This window comes from Streptomyces sp. NPDC056224, from assembly GCF_042267665.1.
GTDB lineage: Bacteria > Actinomycetota > Actinomycetes > Streptomycetales > Streptomycetaceae > Streptomyces.
Genome location: NZ_JBHJTK010000004.1, coordinates 99,973 through 119,558, shown reverse-complemented (window position 1 = coordinate 119,558; position 19,586 = coordinate 99,973). Strand labels below are relative to the sequence as shown.

The following is a 19,586-nucleotide window of genomic DNA, read 5'->3' as shown; positions in this document are numbered from 1 at the left end:
GACGTTTTCCACCGAGCCCTTGAATAAGTACTACTTAATAGGCTTCAGTGGTGCCCGCACGAACCGATGTCGACGAGGACAGCGAGGTAGGCGTGAGCACCCAGCGCGTCATTGTGGTGATGGGCGTGGCCGGCACGGGCAAGACGACCGTGGGCCGGCTGCTCGCGGAGGCACTGGCCCTTCCGTACGCGGAGGGCGACTCCTACCACCCGGCGGCCAACGTCGCGAAGATGTCCGCCGGCATCCCGCTGGACGATGCGGACCGGTGGCCGTGGCTCGACGCCGTGGCCGAGTGGATCCGCGGCCGGACCGAGCTCGGCGGCGGCGTGGTCTCGGCCTCGTGCCTCAAGCGCGCCTACCGCGACCGGTTGCGCGCCGCGGCCCCCGGGGCGGTGTTCGTCCACCTGACCGGTGAACGGCCGCTGATCGAGCGGCGGATGGCGGACCGCACGGGCCACTTCATGCCCGCCACTTTGCTGGACTCGCAGTTCGCCACGCTGGAACCGCTCCAACAGGACGAGACCGGCGTCGTCGTCGACGTGTCCGGTTCCCCCGAGGAGATCACCGGACGGGCGCTGGCCGCCCTGCGGCGACTCCGTCCGTCGGGGACACCCGGCGCACCCAGGACAACCGAGACAAACGAGACATCCGAGAAACCCGAGACAACCGCGAGCTAAGGAAACGTCACCTTGACCAGTCTCAGTGTCGAGACGCTGGCAGCGGCCGGCACCGGACCGATCACCTCGGCCGGGAACACCCAGCTGGGGATCGCCGTCCTCGCGGGCATCGCCGTCATCGTCCTGCTCATCACCCGCCTCAAGCTGCACCCCTTCCTGGCACTGACCGTCGGCTCGCTGGCCCTCGGGGTCTTCGCGGGCGCGCCGCTGGCCAAGACGATCTCCAGTTTCACCGCCGGACTCGGCGCCACGGTCGCCGGCGTGGGCGTGCTCATCGCGCTCGGCGCCGTTCTCGGCAGACTGCTGGCGGACTCGGGCGGCGCGGACGAGATCGTCGACACGATCCTCGCCCGGGCCAAGGGCCGGGCCATGCCGTGGGCCATGGTGCTCATCGCCTCCGTGATCGGGCTGCCGCTCTTCTTCGAGGTCGGCATCGTGCTGCTGATACCGGTGGTGCTGATGGTGGCCAAGCGCGGCAACTACTCCCTGATGCGGATCGGCATACCGGCACTGGCCGGCCTGTCCGTGATGCACGGGCTGATCCCGCCGCACCCCGGACCGCTCGTCGCCATCGACGCGCTGCACGCGAACCTGGGCGTCACTCTCGCCCTCGGTGTACTCGTCGCCGTCCCGACCGTGATCATCGCCGGGCCGCTGTTCTCCAGGTACGCGGCGCGGTGGGTGGACATCCCGGCGCCGGAGAACCTGGCCGTGCAGCGTCCTTCGGCAGAGCCGGAGCACCGTCCCCGGTTCGGGGCCACCGTCTTCACGGTGCTGCTCCCGGTGGTGCTGATGCTGGTCAAGGCCCTGGTGGACATCGTTGTCAACGACCCCGCCGACCCGGTGCAGCGCGTCGCCGACGTCGCGGGCTCCCCGCTGATCGCACTCCTCGCGGCAGTGCTGGTGGGCATGTTCACCCTCGGCCGGGCGGCGGGCTTCACCAAGGAGCGCCTGGCCACCACGGTCGACAGGTCCCTGGCCCCGATCGCCGGCATCCTGCTGATCGTCGGCGCGGGCGGGGGCTTCAAGCAGACCCTGATCGACGCGGGTGTCGGCCAGATGATCCTGGACCTCTCGAAGAACTGGGCCGTTCCCACCCTGCTGCTGGCCTGGCTGATCGCGGTGGCCATCCGCCTCGCCACGGGCTCCGCGACGGTGGCGACGATCTCGGCATCCGGACTGGTGGCCCCGCTGGCCACCGGTATGTCCACCACCGAGACGGCGTTGCTGGTCCTCGCCGTGGGCGCGGGCTCGCTGTTCTTCAGCCACGTCAACGACGCCGGATTCTGGCTCGTCAAGGAGTACTTCGGGATGACCGTGGGCCAGACCGTGAAGACCTGGTCGGTGATGGAGACCGTCATCTCGGTGGTCGGGCTGGGCTGCGTCCTGCTCCTGTCGCTCGTCCTCTAAGCCCTGCCGTCACAGTGGCGCCTGCCCCGGCCCCACTGTGACGGCAACACCCAGCTAGCAGGTGATGTAGCCGAACTCCACCCTGATGAAGGAGCGCCCGCGAGGTGCGTAGATGTGCACGGGGCTGTTGTCGCCCTTCGGTCCGGCCCAGTCGGAGTTCACCGTGCCGCCGGTGCCCGAAAGGACCCCGACAACCAGGGGGCACCTCCCGTCAGACCGGGTGTCGTAGACGGTTCCGTGCACTTCGGTCCATCCATCGCATTGCCAGATGTCGGCGTACCCTTCGTTCCCGCCGATCCTGTACGCCGCCGAGCACGCATTCGCCCCCGTCGAACTGGCCGCCGCGCTGCCGACCGTCGCGGTGGCCCCCATGAGCAGGGCGCTGCCCAACACCGCAGCGAATTTCTTGTACACCTTCAAGGGTCTCTCCCCACCTCGCACTCGGACGTTCCGTGTGTTGCGACCGTAGACCTGCCGAGCCACGCCGACTGTGTTGCCCGTGCGGAGTACTGGGCAGGCTGTGCACTCGTGCCGGAGGCAGCGACCTGTTCTCATCGCTCCCTGTTGAACGCCGTGACAGGCCCTGGCATGGTGGTCGCCGGATTGGTCTCCGTGGGAGGGGCAGCGCAGTGGGAGAACAGCATCGGCGGGCTCCCGCCCTGTCGCCGCTGCTCGGTGGGGTGGCGCTGTGAGCGCGACCCTGGACACCTCGTCCCTGCCGGCGCGGGACCGGGAGGAGGCGGTCCGGCACGCCGTCTGGGAATCCGTCGTGCGGATCGACATCGACCACCATCCGCCGCCGGAGGACATCTCGGTCAAGGTCAGGCTGAACACGGTCGGCTCCATCGGCATCTGCTCAGGATGGGCGACCGGCCTGACCATACGGCGGACACCGCGGCTGGCGCGGGAGGACACCGAGCCGTACGTCTTTCTGGGCCTCCAGATGACAGGCACCAGCCTGGTGGCGCAGAACGACCGCCAGGCCTTGCTGAGGCCGGGAGAGTTCGCCCTCTACGACACGTCCGTCCCGTACACGCTCGCTTTCGACGTCGGTGTCGATCACCACTTCTTACGCTTCCCCCGCGTCGCGCTCCAGCTACCCGAGCGATCGGTGCGGGAGATGACCGCGGTCGCGTTCAGCTCCGACAACCCCGTTGCCGCCCTCGTATTCGCGTACTTCTCGCGGCTGGCCGTGACGGACGGGCTTCATCACCAACGGCACGCCGAGGCCGTGATGGAGCCCAGCATCGAACTGCTCCGTACGGCCGTCACCTCCCAGCTGGGCGAGTCGCAACTGGCCCGGGAATCAAGGGAGGCGACCCTCAACCTTCGGATCATGCGATACGTGCGGGCGCACCTGCGTGATCGTGAACTGTCGGCCGCGCGGGTCGCCGCCGCCCACGGCATCTCGGTCCGGCACCTCTATACGCTGCTGGCCCGGTCGGGTGTCACACTCGGCGACTGGATCCGGTCCCACCGCTTGGAGGAGTGCCGGCGCGAACTGGCCGCCCCGAACGCCCGATACCGGACGATCGCGGCGATCGGATACGGCTGGGGCTTCATCGACGCGGCTCACTTCAGCAAGGTGTTCAAGCAGGCGTACGGCCTCTCGCCCCGAGCCTGGCGCGACATGAACCGCGCTTCGCCGCCACCCTCCGAGTAGCGTCGGCCGGCAAAGATCCTCCGGATACGCCCCTAGTAGCGCTCGTCGCCGAGCTGCGCAGCCGCCAGGGCGAGGCCGGTCGCCGCGGTGGCGCAGCGGCCGGCGAGGGTCTCCACCTCGGCGCGCAGGGCCTCGGACCGGGGGCCACGCCAGGCCGGTGCGGCCGTCGTCGCGCGCAGCCGTACCGCGTGGGAGCGCAGTGCGGTGGCGTGGCCGCGCAGACTGGCGGGCCGGTGCGGATGGGCGTGCGGGCGGACGTGCGGGTGCGGTGCCCACGGCCGGAGCGCCGCCGCCGGACCTCGGGCGCGCCCCGCGGACCGCGGCGCCCGTACCGAGTCGTCGGCGGGCAGTCCGGACCCTCGGTCGCAAAAGGCCCAGAAGGCGGCGCCCAGTCCGAGGAGCGGTTCGGCCGGCACGGCCCGGCCGGTGGCGACCTGCCAGCCGCCGTGGTCGTTGAACGGGTTCACGTCGGTCAGTGCCTTCCAGGCCAGGACGTCGGCGAAGGCCGGGGCCAGCAGCGAGAAGGCGTGCTCGGCGCCCCGGACGCGCATGATGCCGCGGAACAGACGGGCGGCCTGCGCCTGCCGGCCCTCCTCGGCGGCCCTGAGGACGGCCGCCGCGCCGGGATCCCGCAGGAGTTCGGGCCGGGCGGCGCTCGCGGCCCGGATCCGAACCCGGAGCCCGCACACGGCGACGCTGATCGCGAGGCTCTCGCGGCCCGCGAGCATCCCCGCCAGCCGCCCCGCCCGCGCCACTCCCCGGCCGCGCGGCCCCCAGCCGAGGCCCGCCGGGTCGGTGAGGGTGCGCAGCAGGGTGCGCCAGCCGACCCGGCGATGGCCTCCCCGGGTGAGGGCCGCCGCGGGCAGGCGGCCGCCGAGGGCCAGCCCCGAGGCGTAGCGGGCGGCCTCGCCGACCGCGTCGGCGGCCGCGGCCAGTTCGCGGCACAGTTCGTCGAGCAGGTCGACGTCCGCGTCGCGGGACGCGGAGGTCGCGGCGTCGGGCATGGCGTCCTCTCGTGGTGGCGGGTCGGGGGCGTCAGCGGCGGGTGAGGGCGAGCCGGATGCCCTGCGGGTCGAGCGCCGCGGGCAGCGGTCCGACCGGGTCCAGAGCGGGCCTGCCGCTCCTGACCCGGTGGCCCCGCAGCACCTCGGCGCAGAACGCGGCCGTGAGCAGCAGGCCCAGTTGGTCGCCCGGGCACCGGGAGCCGCCGTGGCCGAAGGGCGCCATCCGGGTGTCCTGGTCCGCGCCCGGGTTCTTCCACCGGCCCGGCACGAACACGTGCGCGGCCGGTACCCGTTCCGGGTCGCGCTGGTGGAACGCGGCGGGCAGCAGCACGGAGGTGCCCGCCGGGTAGCGCACGCCCCGCCACTCGGTCTCGGTGCGGGTGACGCGGATCAGGTCGGGCACCACCGGGTACAGGCGCAGCGTTTCCCGTACGCAGGCCCGCAGTCTGGGCAGTTCGCCCCGGGACGCGCCCGCGGCCGCCTCGGAGGCGGCGGCGTCCTGTTCGGCGGGGTGCGCGCCGAGCAGGAGCAGGGTGCGCAGCAGCGTGGCGGGGAGGGAGTCCAGGGCCTGCAGCCACTGGTGGGCCTGGCCGGCGAGGTCCGGGACGCCGGCCGGCCCGGCGTGGCGGGCGGCCCGGCCGAGGAGCGTGTCCGCGCCGGCCTGGCGGGCGTACTCCTGGATGCGGCGCGCGGCGCGGACCCTGCTCTTGGTGCGGGACCGTCCGAGCCAGCCCGCTAGCTCCTCGTCGGCGGCGGCCGCGTCGCCGAGGACGATGCGGCGGGCGGCTCGGCCCACGGCGTACCGGGCGCGGGCGAGTTCGAGGGTGCCGGAGGCGGTCAGGTGCCGGGCCTCTTCGGTGACGGCCGCCAGGAAGGGTCCGCACGCGGGGTGGACGGGGACGCCGGCGGCAAGTACCTCGGCGGCGGTCTGCCGCTGCTCCGGGCCGGGTTCGGCGTGGGCGCAGCCGAGGCCGGCGGTCTGCGGCGGATCCGCCGCGAGGACGCTCGGGGGTTCGGCGTAGAACCGGCTCACGTCCGCGGGGGCGAGGAGGACGAGGACCGCCTTGCCCGACCGGTCCCGTACGAGCAGGGGCGCGTCGCCGTAGCGGGCCCGCAGTGCGCGCAGTACGGCGGCGGAGGCGCGTGCCGGGGCGGGGCGGGACCGGACGAAGTCCCGGACGAGTGCGGCGGTGCGCGGAAACGACCGTCCTACGGGTGTCCGCCGGCCGGGAGATTCCGCACCGGCATCTCGCACGGCCGGCCCCCGGTCCCCGAGCGGGGTCCCGGCGCGGGGCGGCCGGCCGGCTCCCCCGGCGACCGGGCGGGGCCACCGGTATCCGGCGGGCGGCGCGACGCTCACCCGGGCACCTCCCGGCGCGGACCGCACCGGCAGCCCGGTCCGCTCCGCGAAGGCCCGTACCCGGGCCCGGAGCCCGTCGAGGGCGGCCCCTTGGACCGTACGCATCCGTGTACCTCCGCAGCTGGGAAACCAACGGCCGGTGACATCGGCTTCACCGTACGTCGCCCCCGCGGAGCCCGCGCTCCGAGCGCTACGGCAGGGCGAAGGCGGCGGCGCGGAAGGCGGTGCGCAGGGGGGTGGCGCGGTCGGTCGGGAGGAGGAGGGCCCAGCGGCGGTGGCGCGGGGAGATCCACAGGGCCGGTCCGCCGGGCGCGGGAGCGGGGTGGGTCCAGACGCCGTGCGGGGCGGGGTGCCAGAGGAGGCCGCGGGCGGGGGTCAGTTCACCGGTACGGATGCGCAGGGACTCGGAGGTCCAGGCGCGGGTGATGCCGGCCGGGCCGGACGGGTCCACCGGGGCCCCCGGTTTCGGCGGGTCGGCCGGTTCCGCCGGGTCGGCCGCCCGGTCGGCCGGTTCCGCCGGGGAGAGGAGGTGGCGCAGGAAGCGGACGAGGTCGGCGAGGGGCGCGCGCAGGGTGTCGTCGGCGAACCGGGTGCGGGTCATGCCCAGCGGGTGCCAGACGCGGGTGGCGGCGAGTTCGGCGAGGGGGCTGCCGGACAGGTGCTCGGCGAGGCGGGTGAGGGCGGTGGTTCCGTCGGGGTGGGTGAGCAGGTGGTGCGCGGTGGTGCCGGGCGGGGTTCCGGCGGCGGCCTCGTCCCCGTAGGCGGTGAGCGGGGTGTGCAGCCGCAGCGCGCCCTCCTCGACCAGGCTGCCGATGGCGGGCCACAGGGCGAGGACGGCGGCGAGCCCGCCGACGTCGAGGTCGGCCTCCCCGGCGTCCCCGGGGTCCCCGGAGTGCGAGGCGGCCTCGACGCCCTCGGGGCCGCCGACGGCCCAGACCGCGCCGGGGTCGGCGGAGCCCACGAGGGCCCGGATGTCGTCAGCCTGGTCGCTCAGGAGCGTCATGGTTCCTCACGTTAACGAGCCCGCCGCGGCTCGCGCGGCGCGTCGGTGCGGAATCGGGACTCCCCCACCCGAATGCGCCGCGAAGGGCGGGGCGCCCTGGAGCGCCCCGCCCGGTGGAGCCCGGCCGCTACTGGTTCTTGTCGGGGCGGTCGGTCACCCGCAGGCTGTTCAGGAGGGGCTTGCCGAATCCGGTGTGCGTGACGAAGCGGACGTTGAGCACCCCGTCCGTCACGGTGACGGTGTACGTGCGGGTCAGGGCCGTGTACGTGCCCGCCTCCAGGGAGACGTCCAGCGAGGGCAGCACCTGGGTGCCCTCGGCCAGGACGTCGAAGACGCGCTTGTTCGGCCTGGTGGAGGAGAGCTCCGCGAAGCCCAGCTCCACCGTGTAGGTGCCGTTCGGCACGTTGTCGAAGCGGTACTCGTACATGCCCTCACGGGCGTTGCGGAACAGCCGCTGCTCGTCCGTGCCGGTGATGGTGCGGCTGGTGGACTGGACGGAGGAGTTGCCCTGGTAGCCGTACGAGCCCGCCGTGTACTTGCGGTCCGGGGACCAGCCGTCGCCCAGGGCGTCCGTGCTCGCGGATCCGGAGCCCGCGTCCAGGGCGGCCTGGTAGCGCGGGACGACGACCTTGACCGGGACGGTGAGCACGGGGGTCCGGCCGCTCGCCGACGAGATCTTCAGGTCCGTGGTCAGGACCGCCCCCGGGGTCAGGCCCGCCGTGTCCACCACGAGGGTGAGCGGGGTCTTCCCGCCCGTCGGGAGGCTGCCGCTCCCCGGTGTGGCCGTCAGCCAGGCCGCGTCCTCGGTCACCGTGAAGTCCGTGCCGAGGCCCGGGTTGGTCAGGTCCAGGGTCCGGGTCCGCTTCTGGGCGGCCGGGACGACGACCTCGACGGAAGGCCGGGAGGCCGTGACCCTGCCGGTGCGCAGCGACTGCGTCACCGTCGTGACGTCGGCCGCCCTGACGTCGACCGTCGCCTGGGCGGACTCGTACTGCGGCGCAGTGAGGGAGACGGCCCGCGAGCCGGAGGGGCTCTGGACCACGTAGCCGCCGTCCGCCGCGGTGGTCGCGGAGACCGCCGAGTCGCCGGCGCCGACGGTCACGGTGGCGCCGGCGACACCGTTGCCGTCGTTGGCGTCGAGGACCCGGCCCGCCACCACACCGCTCCTGGTGGTGCGGAAGCCGATGGACAGGCCGTCAGTGATGACGGGGGTGTTGAACGAGTACTTGAAGGCGTCCGTGCCGGCGGCGTTCTCCACGCCGACCGTGGCCGTGGACCCGCCCTTGATGCCGGTACCGCCCGTCCCCTTGTAGGAGTACGAGACGGTGCCGTCCTCGCCGATGGCCGCCGTGAAGGAGAACTTCTCGGCCTGCGCCGACCAGTGGGACACCTCGCGCCACTCGATCACGTAGGAACGGTGCGGGGCGGTGCCGGTGACGGCGGTGAAGACGCCGGATCCGCTGCCCGCCGCGCCGACGACCAGGTCGTCCCAGAAGGGGTAGAGCGCGGCGTTCGGGGTGGCCGCGCTCGGGAGGTCGCCGTTGACGTCGGCGGTGTTGTTGCCGCCGAAGCTGACGGTGCCGTTGGTGCCGATCCAGGCCTGGCCGTACGTCTTGCCGTACAGCGGCAGCGGGAAGGGCAGGTCGACGCGCTCCGTGGTGTTGTCGCCGGTCAGCGCGAGCTGGCGGCTGCCCGGGGTGTACGGGCGGCCGTTCGCGGTGGCGCAGGCGTAGCCGTAGCCGTCGGTGCGCTCGGGCAGGGTGACGGTGACGGTGGTGTCCGCGGCGACGGTGGCCCTGGCCGTGCCGCCGGTGACGCAGCGGGAGGAGTGGGTGGCGTTCACGTCGTAGGTGCCGTGCGGCAGGGTGACCTCGAAGCGGCCCTGTGCGTCGGCGGTCGCGGTCACCGGGGTGTCGGTGATGGTGACGGAGGCGCCCGCGGCGGGTCCGGCGGCGGAGGAGACCGTTCCGCTGAGCTTGCCGGAGGGGGCCTGGGTGAGGGTGAAGTCGCCGGTGGCGGTGGTGTTCTCGGCGACCGCCACCGTCGCGCTCTGCGGCCCGTAGCCGAACTTGGCGGCGGTCAGGCTGTAGTCGCCCACCGACAGGGCGGCGAACTTGTAGGTGCCGTCGGCCGCGGTGGTCGTCGTACGGTCGATCGGGCCGTCGGCGGTCACCTTGGCGCCCGCGACGGGCTCGCCGCCGCCGGAGCGGACGGTGCCGGCGAGTGCGCCGATCGCGCCGCGGGGGGCGGCGTTCACGGCGGCGAGGACATCGAGCCTGCCCTCACCGAAGACGTTGTTGTCGGCGGCGTTGCCGCCGCACTGGCCGCTGTCGGTGTCCTGGGCGGTGCCGTCCAGGAGCGATTCGGTCTGCGCGATGTCGCCTTCGAGGGCGGGCGCGGCGGACCAGAGCAGGGCCACGGCCGCCGCGGTGTGCGGTGAGGCCATGGAGGTGCCGGAGAAGGCCTCGTACCCGCCGCCCGGAACGGAGGAGCGCACGTTCACGCCCGGGGCGGCGATGTTCGGCTTGATGACGCCGCCGGGGCCGGCCCCGCGCGAGGAGAAGGACGCGATGGCGTTGTTGACGTCGAAGGCGCCGGAGCTGTAGGAGCTCGCGTAGTCGCCGGGTGAGCCGCTGGTCGCGCAGCCGGGCCCGGAGTTGCCGTTGGAGAAGGCCGGGAAGATGCCGGCGGCACGCCAGGTGTCGACGATCTGCTGGTACCAGTCGTCGTGCGCGGCGCTGCCCCAGGAGTTGTTCACGATGTGCGGGGCGAGGTCGGGGCGCGGGTTCTGGCCGTTCGGATCGGTCGGGGCGACGATCCACTGGCCGGAGGCGAGCAGGGAGGCCTCGGAGCAGGAGTTCGTCTCGCAGCCCTTGGCGGCGATCCACTTGGCGCCCGGCGCGACACCGATCCTGTTGGCGCTGCCGTCGTCGCCGACCATGGTGCCCATCGTGTGGGTGCCGTGGTCGTTGTTGTCGCAGGGGGCCGCGGCGGCACAGACTCCCGCCGGATCGAACCAGTTGTAGGCGTGGGTGTAGCCGCCGTCCGCGTTCTTGCCCCGGTACTGGTTGTTGACGGCCGGGTGGGTGTAGTCCACGCCGCTGTCGATGTTGGCGACGACGATGCCCTCGCCGCGCACTCCGGCCTGCTCCCAGACCTGGGGCGCCTTGACGCGGTCGATGTTCCACTCGACGGCGTCGGCCGCGGCCTGCTCCCGCTTGCCCTCGGCGGGTTTGGGCAGGTCGACCTTGTCGTCGGCGTCGATCCGGGACACTTCGGGGCGCTGCGCGAGGGTGCCGGCGAGCTTCTCGCCGCCGACGACGCGGACCGCGTTCACGATCCAGTACGAGGTGTACTCGGCCTTGGCGCCTTCGAGGGCCTTGACCAGCTCGGCCTGGCTCCGCGCGGCGTGGTCCTTCTTGGCGCGCAGGACCGTCTCGGCCTTGGCGGCACGTGTCCGCTGCTTCGCCGCGGCACTGAGGTCGGCCGCGCTGTCGAGGTAGACCCAGAAGGCGGCCTTCGAGGAGCCGTCGAGCTGGGCGCGGAGCTTGGGTTCGATCTTGCGCTCGGCCGGACCCGGGGTGGGGCCGCCGCTTCGGGGATCCGCCGTCGGCGCGGCGGCGGCGACGCCCGCGCCGAGGGGCAGGAGCAGGACCGAGGTGAGGGCGGCGAGCGCCGTGCGTAAGTGTCGCCTGTTGCGTTGGGCCACGTGTTGTCTCCTCGTACACCGGGTGCGGGTTGTGCGGGAAGGACGTGCGAGATGTGCGGGATGTGCGCGGGTCATGGTGATTCAGTGCCATGTCCATTACAAGAGGGCCTAATGAGCCGTGCCCGCGCCCGCTGGCCCTTCCCGGCCGCCGGGGCCAGCCTGAAGGCATGACCTCACCCCCCGAACCACCCGGGCCGGGCGTCCCGCTCTCGTCCGCCCGGGGCAGGTGGATCCTGCTGACCACCGTGCTCGGGTCGAGCATGGCCCTGCTGGACTCGACGGTGGTCAACGTCGCCCTCCCGCGCATCGGGCAGGACCTGGACGCCGATCTGGCGGTGCTCCAGTGGACGGTGAACGCCTACGCACTGACCCTGGCCGGGCTGATCCTGGTCGGCGGGGCGCTCGGTGACCGCTTCGGGCGCCGGCGGATCTTCGTGCTCGGTGTCGTGTGGTTCGCGGTGGGCTCACTGCTGTGCGGCATCGCGCCGAACGCCGGGATCCTGATCGGCGCCCGGGCCTTGCAGGGCATCGGCGGGGCCCTCCTGACCCCCGGCTCCCTCGCGCTGATCCAGGGCTCGATCCGGTCCGGGGACCGGTCCCGGGCGGTGGGCCTGTGGTCGGGGCTGGGCGGGGTGGGGGCCGCTGTGGGGCCGTTCCTCGGCGGCTGGCTGGTGGACGGGCCCGGCTGGCGCTGGGTGTTCCTGCTGAACGTGCCGCTGGCCGTGCTGTGCGTCCCGGTCGCGTTGCGCCACGTACCCGAGTCGAGGGACCCGGACGCGAGCGGGCGGTTCGACGTGCTCGGCGCGGGGCTGTGCGCGACGTCCCTGGCGCTGATCACCTACGCGCTGATCGAGGCGCGGGCCGCGGGCGCGCCGGTGATCGCTGCGGCCGTGGGCGGCGTGGTGCTGGCCGTCGCGTTCGTCCACGTCGAACGGCGGCGGCCCGATCCGATGGTGCCGCCGTCGATCTTCACCTCCCGGCAGTTCACGGCCGTCAATCTGGTCACCCTGTGCGTGTACGCGGCCTTCGGCGGCTTCTTCTTCCTCGTCGTGCTCCAGCTCCAGGTGGTGTCCGGTTACTCCGCACTGGCCGCCGGGGCCGCGCTCCTGCCGACCACCGTGCTGATGCTGCTGCTCTCGGCCCGCTCGGGGCAGCTCGCGGAGCGGATCGGGCCGCGGATCCCCCTGACCGTGGGGCCCCTGCTCTGCGCCGCCGGGATGCTGCTGATGCTGCGCGTCGGTCCGGGCGCCTCGTACGTGGTGGACGTGCTGCCCGCGATGGTGGTGATGGGCATGGGCATGGTGACCCTGGTGGCCCCGCTGACGGCGACCGTGCTGGCCTCCGTGGACCCGGGCCGGGCGGGACTGGCGAGCGGCGTCAACAACGCCGCGGCGCGGGTGGCCGGGCTGCTGGCGGTGGCGGCGCTGCCGCTGCTGGCCGGAATGGGCCCCGACGCCTACCTCTCGGCGGACCAGTTCGACGCGGCCTTCGGCCGGGCCATGCCCTGGTGCGCGGGGGCGCTGGTGCTCGGTGCGGCAGTGGCCTGGACGACCGTGCGCACGCCCGCGCCCTGGGCGCCGCACCCGCAGTGCCGTACCCAGTGCGCGGTGACCGCTCCGCCGCTCGAACCCCCGCGGGAGGGCGGCGGAGCTTGACTGAAAATTCAGTCAATGCCACGGTGCGGCCACCTCTCGTCCCCACCCCTTCGGCAGTTCGCATGAATCCCAGCCGCAGAGCGGTGCTGCGATCGGCGGGTGCCGGCGCCGCGGGACTGCCCCTCGGAGCGCTCCACCACCCCCCGAGCAGGCCGCCGCCCGCCGGATGACCGCGCCCTCGGACGACGTGCGGCACCTGCGCACCTGGATGGCCTGGCCCTCCGGTCGCGCCGTCTGGGGGCCCGACCTCGCCGGGGTGCAGCAGGACATCGCGCTGATCGCCCGCACCGTCGCCCGCTATGAGCCGGTGCTGATGTGCGCGGCGGCGGGCGCGGCCGCCACCGCCCGGGCCCGCTGCGGTTCCGCCGTCACCGTCATCTCCTCGGTCCCGGTCGACGACCTGTGGATGCGGGACACCGGCCCCGTCTTCCGCCGTGACGACGCCGGCGCCGTGGACCCGATCGGCCTGGGCTTCAACGGCTGGGGCCGCAAACAGACGCACCGCAAGGACGCCGGGGTGGCGGGGCGGGTCGCCGCGTTTCCCGGGCGCGCGGTCGTCCAGCTCGACGTGGACCGTCTGACGGGCGGCAGCGGGGGCATCCACTGCTCGACGATGCAGCAGCCGGCCGCCGGGTGACGTAGCGCCATGTGCCGGAGGGGCACGGCCGATCCGACGGTGGGCGCGGCCGTCACCACCGCCGGCCTCGTGTGCGTGGCGCGCACGGTGCGCGCCCGGCGCGCCCGCGATCTGCCGGTCGCTCCGCTGCCCCTGCTGCTGGGCGCGCACCAGCTGGCGGAGGCCGCCGTCTGGGATTCCGGGGGCGGCCGCTCCCCCGCCGCCACCACCTGGGCGGTGATCGCCCTGCCCCTGCTGGCCGCGTGGGTGCCGCTCGGGGTGCTGTGCGCGACCGCGCACGCCCTGCTGCGGCCGCGGTCTGCGCGGTCTTGTGGAGGCTTGAATTCGCCTCCACCTGGTGCGCGTTCGCTGCGGTCGCGTCCCTGCTGATCCTGGGTCGCACGGGCCGCCCGGAGGCCGCCGGCCCCGTGACGCGACCGGCCTGAAGTCGCCAAGTTACCTACAGGTATGTAGTGACTTCACACGCTCATAGCAGTAGAACTCGTTCTCATTCAGCCTAGAGTGAGGAACGTCACATGAGCGAGAACGGCGTGCCCAGAACCGGCCCCAACGGATTCTCCCGTCGCGGATTCCTGGCAAGAACAGGTTCTATTCTTGGGGCGGTGGCCCTCTCTGCTCACGTCACCTCCGCTTCGGCGGCGCAGGCCGCCACCGCCACCGCCCCGATCGGCGACGGAGCCCGCGTCCCCGTCCTGGTCATCGGCACCGGATACGGCGGATCCGTCGCCGCCCTGCGCCTGGCCCAGGCCGGCGTGAACGTGCACATGGTCGAGATGGGCATGGCCTGGGACACCCCCGGCAGCGACGGCAAGATCTTCGCCCACACCACCAACCCGGACTACCGCTCCTACTGGCTGCGCACCAGGACCAAGGCGCCGCTCAGCAACTTCCTCGGATTCCCGATCGACAAGGACGTCCCCAGGTACACGGGCATCCTCGACGCCGAGGAAATGGGCGGCATCATCGTCTACCAGGGCCGCGGGGTCGGCGGCGGCTCGCTCGTCAACGGCGGCATGGCCGTCACCCCGAAGCGGCAGAACTTCAGCGCCGTCCTGCCCTCGGTGAACGCCGACGAGATGTACGACACCTACTACCCCCGGGCCAATGCCGGACTCGGCGTGGGCCTGATCGACCCGGCCTGGTTCGACACCGTCGCCTGCTACCAGTACGCCCGCGTCGGCCGCAAGCACGCCCAGCGCTCCGGTTTCCCCTTCGTCTTCGTCCCCGACGTATACGACTGGGACTACATGGAGCAGGAGGCGGCCGGCACCGTCCCCAAGTCCGCGGTCGACGGCGAGATCCTCTACGGGAACAACCACGGCAAGAAATCGCTCCAGCAGACCTACATCGCGGCGGCCAGGGCCACCGGCCGGGTCACCATCTCCCCTCTCCACCAGGTCACCTCGGTAGCCCCCGCCCCGGGCGGCGGCTACACCGTCGGCATCAGCCAGCTGACCACCGACGGCACCGTCACGGCGACCAAGACCGTCACCTCCGACCGGGTGTTCTTCGCCGCCGGCAGCGTCGGCACCAGCAAGCTGCTCGTCAAGCTGAAGGCCACCGGCGCCCTGGCGAACCTGAACGACGAGATCGGCAAGGGCTGGGGCGACAACGGCAACGTCATGTGCGGCCGCGCCAACCACATGTGGGACGCGACGGGCAAGGTGCAGGCCGCGATCCCCTGCGGCGGCATCGACAACTGGGAGGCGGGCGGCGCCTTCGCCGAGGTGGCGCCGCTCCCGACGGGGATCGAGACCTACGCGTCCTTCTACCTGTCCATCACCAAGAACCCGCACCGCGCCCGGTTCTCCTGGAACGCGGCGGCCGGCAAGGTCGAACTCGACTGGCAGACCGCGTGGAAGCAGCCGTCCATCGACATGGCCAAGACCATCTTCGACAAGATCAACTCGAAAGAGGGGACGATCTACCGCACCGACCTCTTCGGCACCAACAAGGTCTGGGGCGACCACCTCACCTACCACCCGCTCGGCGGCGCCGTGCTCGACAGGGCCACCGACAACTACGGGCGCCTGCACGGCTACACCGGCCTGTACGTGATCGACGGCGCGCTCATCCCCGGCAACACGAGCGTCAATCCGTTCGTCACGATCACGGCCCTCGCCGAGCGGAACATCGAGAAGATCATCGCGACCGACCTGTAGCCGGGGCCGGCACACCGAAGCCGGGGCCGACCGGATCCACCGAGCGGCCCCGGACCCATGTCAGTGACCCGGCAGCATGCACACGCTGTCGAGGCCGAGCACGTGGTTGAGCCGGCCGAAGGCCAGCCAGGAGCCGATGCTCATCGTCAGCTCCACGATCTCCAACTGGCTGTAGTGCGCGGTCATCCGCTCCCAGAACTCGTCGTCGAGTCCGTGGTGATCGAGGGTGTACCGCTCGGCGTACTCCGCCGCCAGCCGGGTGCGGTCGTCGAAGGCCTTCGTCGTGCGCCACTCGGTGACCGCGTCGGAGAACTCCTCCTCGACCTTCTCCCCCTCCCGCTCGGTGCGCCAGTCCAGGCAGAAGACGCACCCGTTGATCTGCGCGACGCGCAGCCGGGCGGCCTCGAACTCACGCAGGCCCAGGGTGGTGTGGGCGTACACCGAGAGGGAGAAGTTGGCGGCGGCCATGCCGATGCCGGGGACCAGGTCGCCCCACACGTACTCGATCGGGTGCTGGCCTTCGGGGATGTCGATCCTCATGACTGTTTCCTTCCGAGTCTGCCGACGGCGGGGCGCAGCGGGACGTCGAGGGCGTCGTAGAGTCCTGGCTCCGCCTCGGTGAGCCAGTCGATGGCGCCCACCAGGCGTCCGACGGCGGTGGCGTTGCCGCCGGCCGAGCGGTTGTCGCCCTCGTCGGTGGCCTCGATGGTGACCTCGATGCGGGGGCGGCCTTCGATGACGACCCGGTGGGCGCCGTCACCGCCGTCGGGCGGCGACGGCCAGTCCGGAGCGCACGAGGCGTGGATGCGGGTGACGTGCTCGATGACGAGGCGGGGTTCGCCCTCGACGATGCCCTGCACCTCGAAGCGGATCGCCCCCTGGGTGCCGGCCTCGAAGTCGCCCATCGTCCTGGTGGTCACGGTGGTGTCGAGCGCGCGGCGCTCCGACGTCTCGCGGATCTCGTCCAGTTCGACCCCGAGGGCCCGGGCCATCATGCGGATCTGGCCGCCCCACACCATGGTCGGGATCGAGGGCATGAGCATCATCGGCTCGTGGTCCATGGGCTGGCCCATGCCGACGAGGTGGCGGACGGAGTCCGGCTGGTCGTAGGTGGAGTAGTCGAAGATCTCCTGGCAGCGGATCACGTCGACCGTGGTGCCGAGTCCGCTGAGCAGGAGCGGGAGTACGTCGTTGCCCCAGCCGGGGTCGACGCCGGAGGCGAACAGCGAGCCGCCGCCCTCCGCGATGGCGGCCAGCACCGGATCGCGGAACTCGGGTGGTGCGCTGCGGTGGTCGTAGAGCGGGTACAGCGCGGGGCTGACCACCACCGCGCCGGACCGGACCGCCCGGGTGATGTCGGCGAGGGCGTCGTCGGGGCGGACGTCCCCGGAGGCCGCGTACACGACGGCCTGCGGGCGGCCGGCCAGGACGGCTTCGATGTCGTCGGTGGCTTCGACCCCCAACGGGTTTCCCAGTCCGCCGAGTTCGCCCGCGTCGCGGCCGACCTTGGCTGGATTGCGGACGATGACTGCGGCGAGCTTCAGCGCGGGATGGGCCTCGACGGCGCGGATGGCCAAACGGCCGACGTTGCCGGTACCCCAGACAACCGTGGAAATCATGCGCGGAGGGTAGCTACAGGGCCTGCACCTTTCCAGAGTCGTGCGGCCCCGGGCCGTTACTGGTTTTGGGCGCCCAGGACGAAGAGGAGGTAGACGAAGAAGGCGAAGAGGTGGCCGACGAACAAGTAGGCGATCAGCCGGATCACCAGACCGCGCGGGAACTTCGATTCGATGCGCGCCCGGATGGTGACGGGGTTCTCTCCTCGGGACATGGGTGGGACTCCTCGGCTGTCTGTGGCTCTCGGGGGACTATCGGTGGTGCGTGGACGGGGTGGCTCCGCCGAGGCACAGCCCGGCGAGGCTGCTCTGCAGCAGGGTGTGGACGAACAGCAGGTCGGCTCCGCCCGCGGAGGCCGCGTCGATCCGGTGCGGGGTGAGCGAGTCGAAGTGCGCGCTGTCCCCCGGCTCCAGCAGGTACTCGGCCTCCCCCAGGTGCAGCCGCAGCCGCCCGTGCAGGACGTACAGCCACTCCTCGCCGGGATGGACGCGGACCAGCTCGCCCTGGCTGCGGCCCTGGGGAACGTGCACGCGCAGTGCCTGCATCCCCCGCCCGGGGCCCCCGGCCTGCCAGTACGTCCACCCGTCGGCCTCCCGGGCGCCCGGACCACCGGCCCGTACGATGGGATCGGCGACGGCGATGGTCTCGCCGAGCAGCTCGGAGACGGTCGTACCGTAGGTGCGGGCCAGTGCGAGCAGCAGCGGCAGCGAGGGTTGGCGCCGTCCCGTCTCCAGCCGGGACAGGTGCGCGGGCGAGAGCCTGGCCCTGGCGGCGGCGGCCTCCAGGGTGAGTCCGGCGCGCCGGCGCAGGTCGCGCAGTTGCGGGGCCACGGCGGGCAGCTCGTCGGCGGGGGCGGTGACCGCGTCGGGGTCGGCCGGCGCCTCCGCGTCGGGGACGGCCACGGCTTCCGCGTCGGGGTCGGTCCGGTCTTCGCGACCGGGGGCAGGACCGGGTGTCATGCCCCGATTGAGCCAGAGTCTTGCCTTTCTGGCAATGCGTCTTGCCTCTGAGGCAAATTCAGAGGCGCATTCAGCGCACGCCGCCCTGTTCGAGCACCGTCTCCACCGTGTCGGCCTGGTCCGCGCCCTTGTCCGGGCGGTGCCGGAGCACCCGCGCGAAGCGCAGCGCCACCCCGGCCGGATAGCGCGAGGAGCGCTGCAGGCCGTCGTAGGCGATCTCCACGACGAGCTCCGGCCGCACCCGGACGGTGAAGCCGTCGTCCGAGGTCGCGAGCGCGCGCAGCGCCCCGGTCTGCCAGCGCAGCATCTCGTCGGTGAGCCCCTTGAAGGTCTTGCCGAGCATGGCGTACGTCCCGTCGGCGGCCCGCGCGCCCAGGTGCAGGTTGGACAGCAGCCCGGTGCGCCGTCCGTGGCCCCATTCGGCGGCGAGGACGACCAGGTCCAGGGTGTGCACCGGTTTGACCTTGAGCCAGTTCCTGCCGCGCCGCCCCGCCGCGTAGGCGGAGGCGAGACCCTTGACCATCACCCCCTCGTGGCCGCGGCGCAGGGTCTCGGCCCAGAACTCCTCGGCCTCGGCGACCTGGGCCCGCGCGTCCTCGACCACGAGGCGGCGGACCCGGGCGTGCTCCGGCACGAGCGCGGCGAGGACCGCGTACCGCTCGCGGACCGGGAGGTCGAGCAGCACCTCGTCCCCGGCGGCCAGGACGTCGAAGAAGAGGGGGACCACCGGGAGCGTCCGCCGCGCGGCCTCCACGTCGACGCGCGAGCCGACCCGGCTGGCGATCTCCTGGAAGGGGACCGGGCGGCCGTCCGCGGCCCGGCCGATGACCTCTCCGTCGAGGACGAACCGTTCCCCCGCCAGTGACCGGGCCAGCCCGGCCACCTCCGGCAGCCGGTCGGTGATCTCGTCCAGGGAGCGCGTGTACACCCGTACCTCGTCCCCCTCGCGGTGGACCTGGACCCGGATCCCGTCGAGCTTCTCCTCCACCGCGCAGGGCCCGAGCGCGGCGAGGGCCTCGGCGACCGACTTGGCGGTGGCCGCCAGCATGGGCTGTACGGGCTGCCCGACGCGCAGGGTGACGTCCCGCAGCGCCCGCGCCCCGTCGGCCAGGACGGCGGCGGCCACCCGGGGCAGCGACCCGTCGAGCATCACCGCGCGGCGCAGGTCGGCGGCCGGGACTCCGGCGGCCGCGGCCACGCCTTCCAGGGCCACCGCGTCGAGCGCGCCCTGGCGGACCTCCCCGGAGAGCAGGCTGCGCAGGAACCGCTGCTCGTCCTCGGTGGCCGCGCCGAGCAGGCCGTCCAGGATCCGGCGGCGCCGGGCCTGGGATCCCGCGCCCGCGACGGCGGCCAGCTCCATGACCGCCTCGTCCACGGCGCGGACGGTCAGGCCCGGCTCCGGAGCCGGCTGCACGTCATGCGCGAGGGCGCGCCAGCCGATGCCCGGGCGGCCCTGCGGGAGGCGCCCGGCCAGGTAGGAGATCACCAGCGCGGCCTCCTGCGGGGGCGCGGCGGCGAAGAGCTCCGCGAGCAGGGCGGTCTTCCGCGACCGGGCGGAGGTGCCGGCGACCTCCCGGGACACGCGCGCGACCTCGGCCAGCAGCATGCGGCCATCTTCCCGCCGGGCGGGGCGTCCCGCAGATCGGCCGGGCCGCATACCGGGACCGTATGCCGGGGCCGCATACCGCGGGTGCGGTACGAGGGGCGGTCCGGGTACTCCTCGGGAAGGT

17 protein-coding genes and 1 pseudogene are annotated in these 19,586 nt (G+C 73.0%); 8 read left to right on the top strand and 10 right to left on the bottom strand.

The window, feature by feature from the left end; all coding sequences use genetic code 11:
* Positions 1-92: 92 nt before the first annotated feature.
* A complete protein-coding gene (locus ACFCZ1_RS07875; RefSeq protein WP_376677703.1) occupies positions 93-677 on the top strand; it encodes a gluconokinase in 585 nt (194 codons plus the stop codon).
* A 12-nt stretch (positions 678-689) separates the two neighbouring features.
* Positions 690-2,087 carry a gluconate:H+ symporter gene (locus ACFCZ1_RS07870; RefSeq protein WP_376677511.1) on the top strand — a complete coding sequence of 466 codons (1,398 nt, stop codon included), beginning with the start codon at positions 690-692 and terminating at the stop codon, positions 2,085-2,087.
* A gap of 54 nt (positions 2,088-2,141) precedes the next feature.
* On the opposite strand, the gene ACFCZ1_RS07865 is transcribed toward ACFCZ1_RS07870, so the two are convergent.
* A complete protein-coding gene (locus ACFCZ1_RS07865) occupies positions 2,142-2,507 on the bottom strand; it encodes a hypothetical protein (protein ID WP_376677510.1) in 366 nt (121 codons plus the stop codon).
* Between the two features lie 268 nt (positions 2,508-2,775).
* Between ACFCZ1_RS07865 and ACFCZ1_RS07860 the strand changes: the two genes are divergently transcribed.
* Positions 2,776-3,750: a helix-turn-helix domain-containing protein gene (locus ACFCZ1_RS07860; RefSeq protein ID WP_376677509.1), complete on the top strand. Its 975-nt coding sequence runs from the start codon at positions 2,776-2,778 to the stop codon at positions 3,748-3,750.
* A 32-nt stretch (positions 3,751-3,782) separates the two neighbouring features.
* Here ACFCZ1_RS07860 and ACFCZ1_RS07855 read toward each other — a convergent pair whose 3' ends face one another.
* The 4 genes from ACFCZ1_RS07855 to ACFCZ1_RS07840 all read right to left on the bottom strand — a co-directional run bounded on the left by ACFCZ1_RS07855 (position 3,783) and on the right by ACFCZ1_RS07840 (position 10,826).
* Complete coding sequence (locus tag ACFCZ1_RS07855; protein WP_376677508.1) at positions 3,783-4,754, bottom strand: hypothetical protein; 972 nt, start codon at positions 4,752-4,754, stop codon at positions 3,783-3,785.
* 31 nt (positions 4,755-4,785) lie between these two features.
* Positions 4,786-6,219 (bottom strand): cytochrome P450, encoded by a 1,434-nt coding sequence (locus ACFCZ1_RS07850; protein WP_376677507.1) that lies wholly within the window; start codon positions 6,217-6,219, stop codon positions 4,786-4,788.
* 85 nt (positions 6,220-6,304) lie between these two features.
* Positions 6,305-7,117 (bottom strand): hypothetical protein, encoded by an 813-nt coding sequence (locus ACFCZ1_RS07845; RefSeq protein WP_376677506.1) that lies wholly within the window; start codon positions 7,115-7,117, stop codon positions 6,305-6,307.
* Positions 7,118-7,244: 127 nt separating this feature from the next.
* Positions 7,245-10,826: a S8 family serine peptidase gene (locus ACFCZ1_RS07840; protein ID WP_376677505.1), complete on the bottom strand. Its 3,582-nt coding sequence runs from the start codon at positions 10,824-10,826 to the stop codon at positions 7,245-7,247.
* Positions 10,827-10,993: 167 nt separating this feature from the next.
* On the opposite strand from ACFCZ1_RS07840, the gene ACFCZ1_RS07835 reads away from it, so the two are divergent.
* The 5 genes and pseudogenes from ACFCZ1_RS07835 (at position 10,994) to ACFCZ1_RS07815 (ending at position 15,280) form a co-directional block, all read left to right on the top strand.
* The gene (locus tag ACFCZ1_RS07835) at positions 10,994-12,481 is read left to right on the top strand and encodes an MFS transporter (RefSeq protein WP_376677504.1); all 1,488 of its coding nucleotides are present in this window, start codon (positions 10,994-10,996) and stop codon (positions 12,479-12,481) included.
* Between the two features lie 166 nt (positions 12,482-12,647).
* Entirely contained in the window at positions 12,648-13,118 is a 471-nt protein-coding gene (locus tag ACFCZ1_RS07830) for an agmatine deiminase family protein (RefSeq protein WP_376677503.1), read from the top strand.
* A gap of 9 nt (positions 13,119-13,127) precedes the next feature.
* A pseudogene (locus tag ACFCZ1_RS07825) lies at positions 13,128-13,340 on the top strand (DUF6629 family protein); the annotation flags it as partial.
* Positions 13,341-13,360: 20 nt separating this feature from the next.
* Positions 13,361-13,543: a DUF6629 family protein gene (locus ACFCZ1_RS07820; RefSeq protein WP_376677502.1), complete on the top strand. Its 183-nt coding sequence runs from the start codon at positions 13,361-13,363 to the stop codon at positions 13,541-13,543.
* A gap of 90 nt (positions 13,544-13,633) precedes the next feature.
* Positions 13,634-15,280 carry a GMC oxidoreductase gene (locus ACFCZ1_RS07815; RefSeq protein ID WP_376677501.1) on the top strand — a complete coding sequence of 549 codons (1,647 nt, stop codon included), beginning with the start codon at positions 13,634-13,636 and terminating at the stop codon, positions 15,278-15,280.
* 60 nt (positions 15,281-15,340) lie between these two features.
* Here the strand turns inward: ACFCZ1_RS07815 and ACFCZ1_RS07810 are convergent, their stop codons facing one another.
* The 5 genes from ACFCZ1_RS07810 to ACFCZ1_RS07790 form a co-directional block, all read right to left on the bottom strand.
* A complete protein-coding gene (locus tag ACFCZ1_RS07810; protein ID WP_376677500.1) occupies positions 15,341-15,820 on the bottom strand; it encodes a carboxymuconolactone decarboxylase family protein in 480 nt (159 codons plus the stop codon).
* Positions 15,817-16,899, bottom strand: coding sequence for a dihydrodipicolinate reductase (locus tag ACFCZ1_RS07805; protein WP_376677499.1), 1,083 nt, complete (start codon positions 16,897-16,899; stop codon positions 15,817-15,819). The genes ACFCZ1_RS07810 and ACFCZ1_RS07805 overlap by 4 nt, the downstream gene beginning before the upstream one ends.
* 56 nt (positions 16,900-16,955) lie before the next feature.
* Positions 16,956-17,111: a DUF6126 family protein gene (locus tag ACFCZ1_RS07800; RefSeq protein ID WP_376677498.1), complete on the bottom strand. Its 156-nt coding sequence runs from the start codon at positions 17,109-17,111 to the stop codon at positions 16,956-16,958.
* A 37-nt stretch (positions 17,112-17,148) separates the two neighbouring features.
* A complete protein-coding gene (locus ACFCZ1_RS07795; RefSeq protein WP_376677497.1) occupies positions 17,149-17,856 on the bottom strand; it encodes a helix-turn-helix domain-containing protein in 708 nt (235 codons plus the stop codon).
* A 70-nt stretch (positions 17,857-17,926) separates the two neighbouring features.
* Positions 17,927-19,462, bottom strand: coding sequence for an ATP-dependent DNA ligase (locus ACFCZ1_RS07790; RefSeq protein WP_376677496.1), 1,536 nt, complete (start codon positions 19,460-19,462; stop codon positions 17,927-17,929).
* Positions 19,463-19,586 lie beyond the last annotated feature (124 nt).

What these genes read in the sequence shown, in the direction of transcription:
- ACFCZ1_RS07815 (WP_376677501.1), top strand. Translation starts at nt 13,634, where the DNA reads ATGAGCGAGAACGGCGTGCCCAGAACCGGCCCCAACGGATTCTCCCGT.
- ACFCZ1_RS07855 (WP_376677508.1), bottom strand. Translation starts at nt 4,754, where the DNA reads ATGCCCGACGCCGCGACCTCCGCGTCCCGCGACGCGGACGTCGACCTG.
- ACFCZ1_RS07790 (WP_376677496.1), bottom strand. Translation starts at nt 19,462, where the DNA reads ATGCTGCTGGCCGAGGTCGCGCGCGTGTCCCGGGAGGTCGCCGGCACC.
- ACFCZ1_RS07810 (WP_376677500.1), bottom strand. Translation starts at nt 15,820, where the DNA reads ATGAGGATCGACATCCCCGAAGGCCAGCACCCGATCGAGTACGTGTGG.
- ACFCZ1_RS07850 (WP_376677507.1), bottom strand. Translation starts at nt 6,219, where the DNA reads ATGCGTACGGTCCAAGGGGCCGCCCTCGACGGGCTCCGGGCCCGGGTA.
- ACFCZ1_RS07805 (WP_376677499.1), bottom strand. Translation starts at nt 16,899, where the DNA reads ATGATTTCCACGGTTGTCTGGGGTACCGGCAACGTCGGCCGTTTGGCC.
- ACFCZ1_RS07835 (WP_376677504.1), top strand. Translation starts at nt 10,994, where the DNA reads ATGACCTCACCCCCCGAACCACCCGGGCCGGGCGTCCCGCTCTCGTCC.
- ACFCZ1_RS07845 (WP_376677506.1), bottom strand. Translation starts at nt 7,117, where the DNA reads ATGACGCTCCTGAGCGACCAGGCTGACGACATCCGGGCCCTCGTGGGC.
- ACFCZ1_RS07795 (WP_376677497.1), bottom strand. Translation starts at nt 17,856, where the DNA reads ATGACACCCGGTCCTGCCCCCGGTCGCGAAGACCGGACCGACCCCGAC.
- ACFCZ1_RS07830 (WP_376677503.1), top strand. Translation starts at nt 12,648, where the DNA reads ATGACCGCGCCCTCGGACGACGTGCGGCACCTGCGCACCTGGATGGCC.
- ACFCZ1_RS07800 (WP_376677498.1), bottom strand. Translation starts at nt 17,111, where the DNA reads ATGTCCCGAGGAGAGAACCCCGTCACCATCCGGGCGCGCATCGAATCG.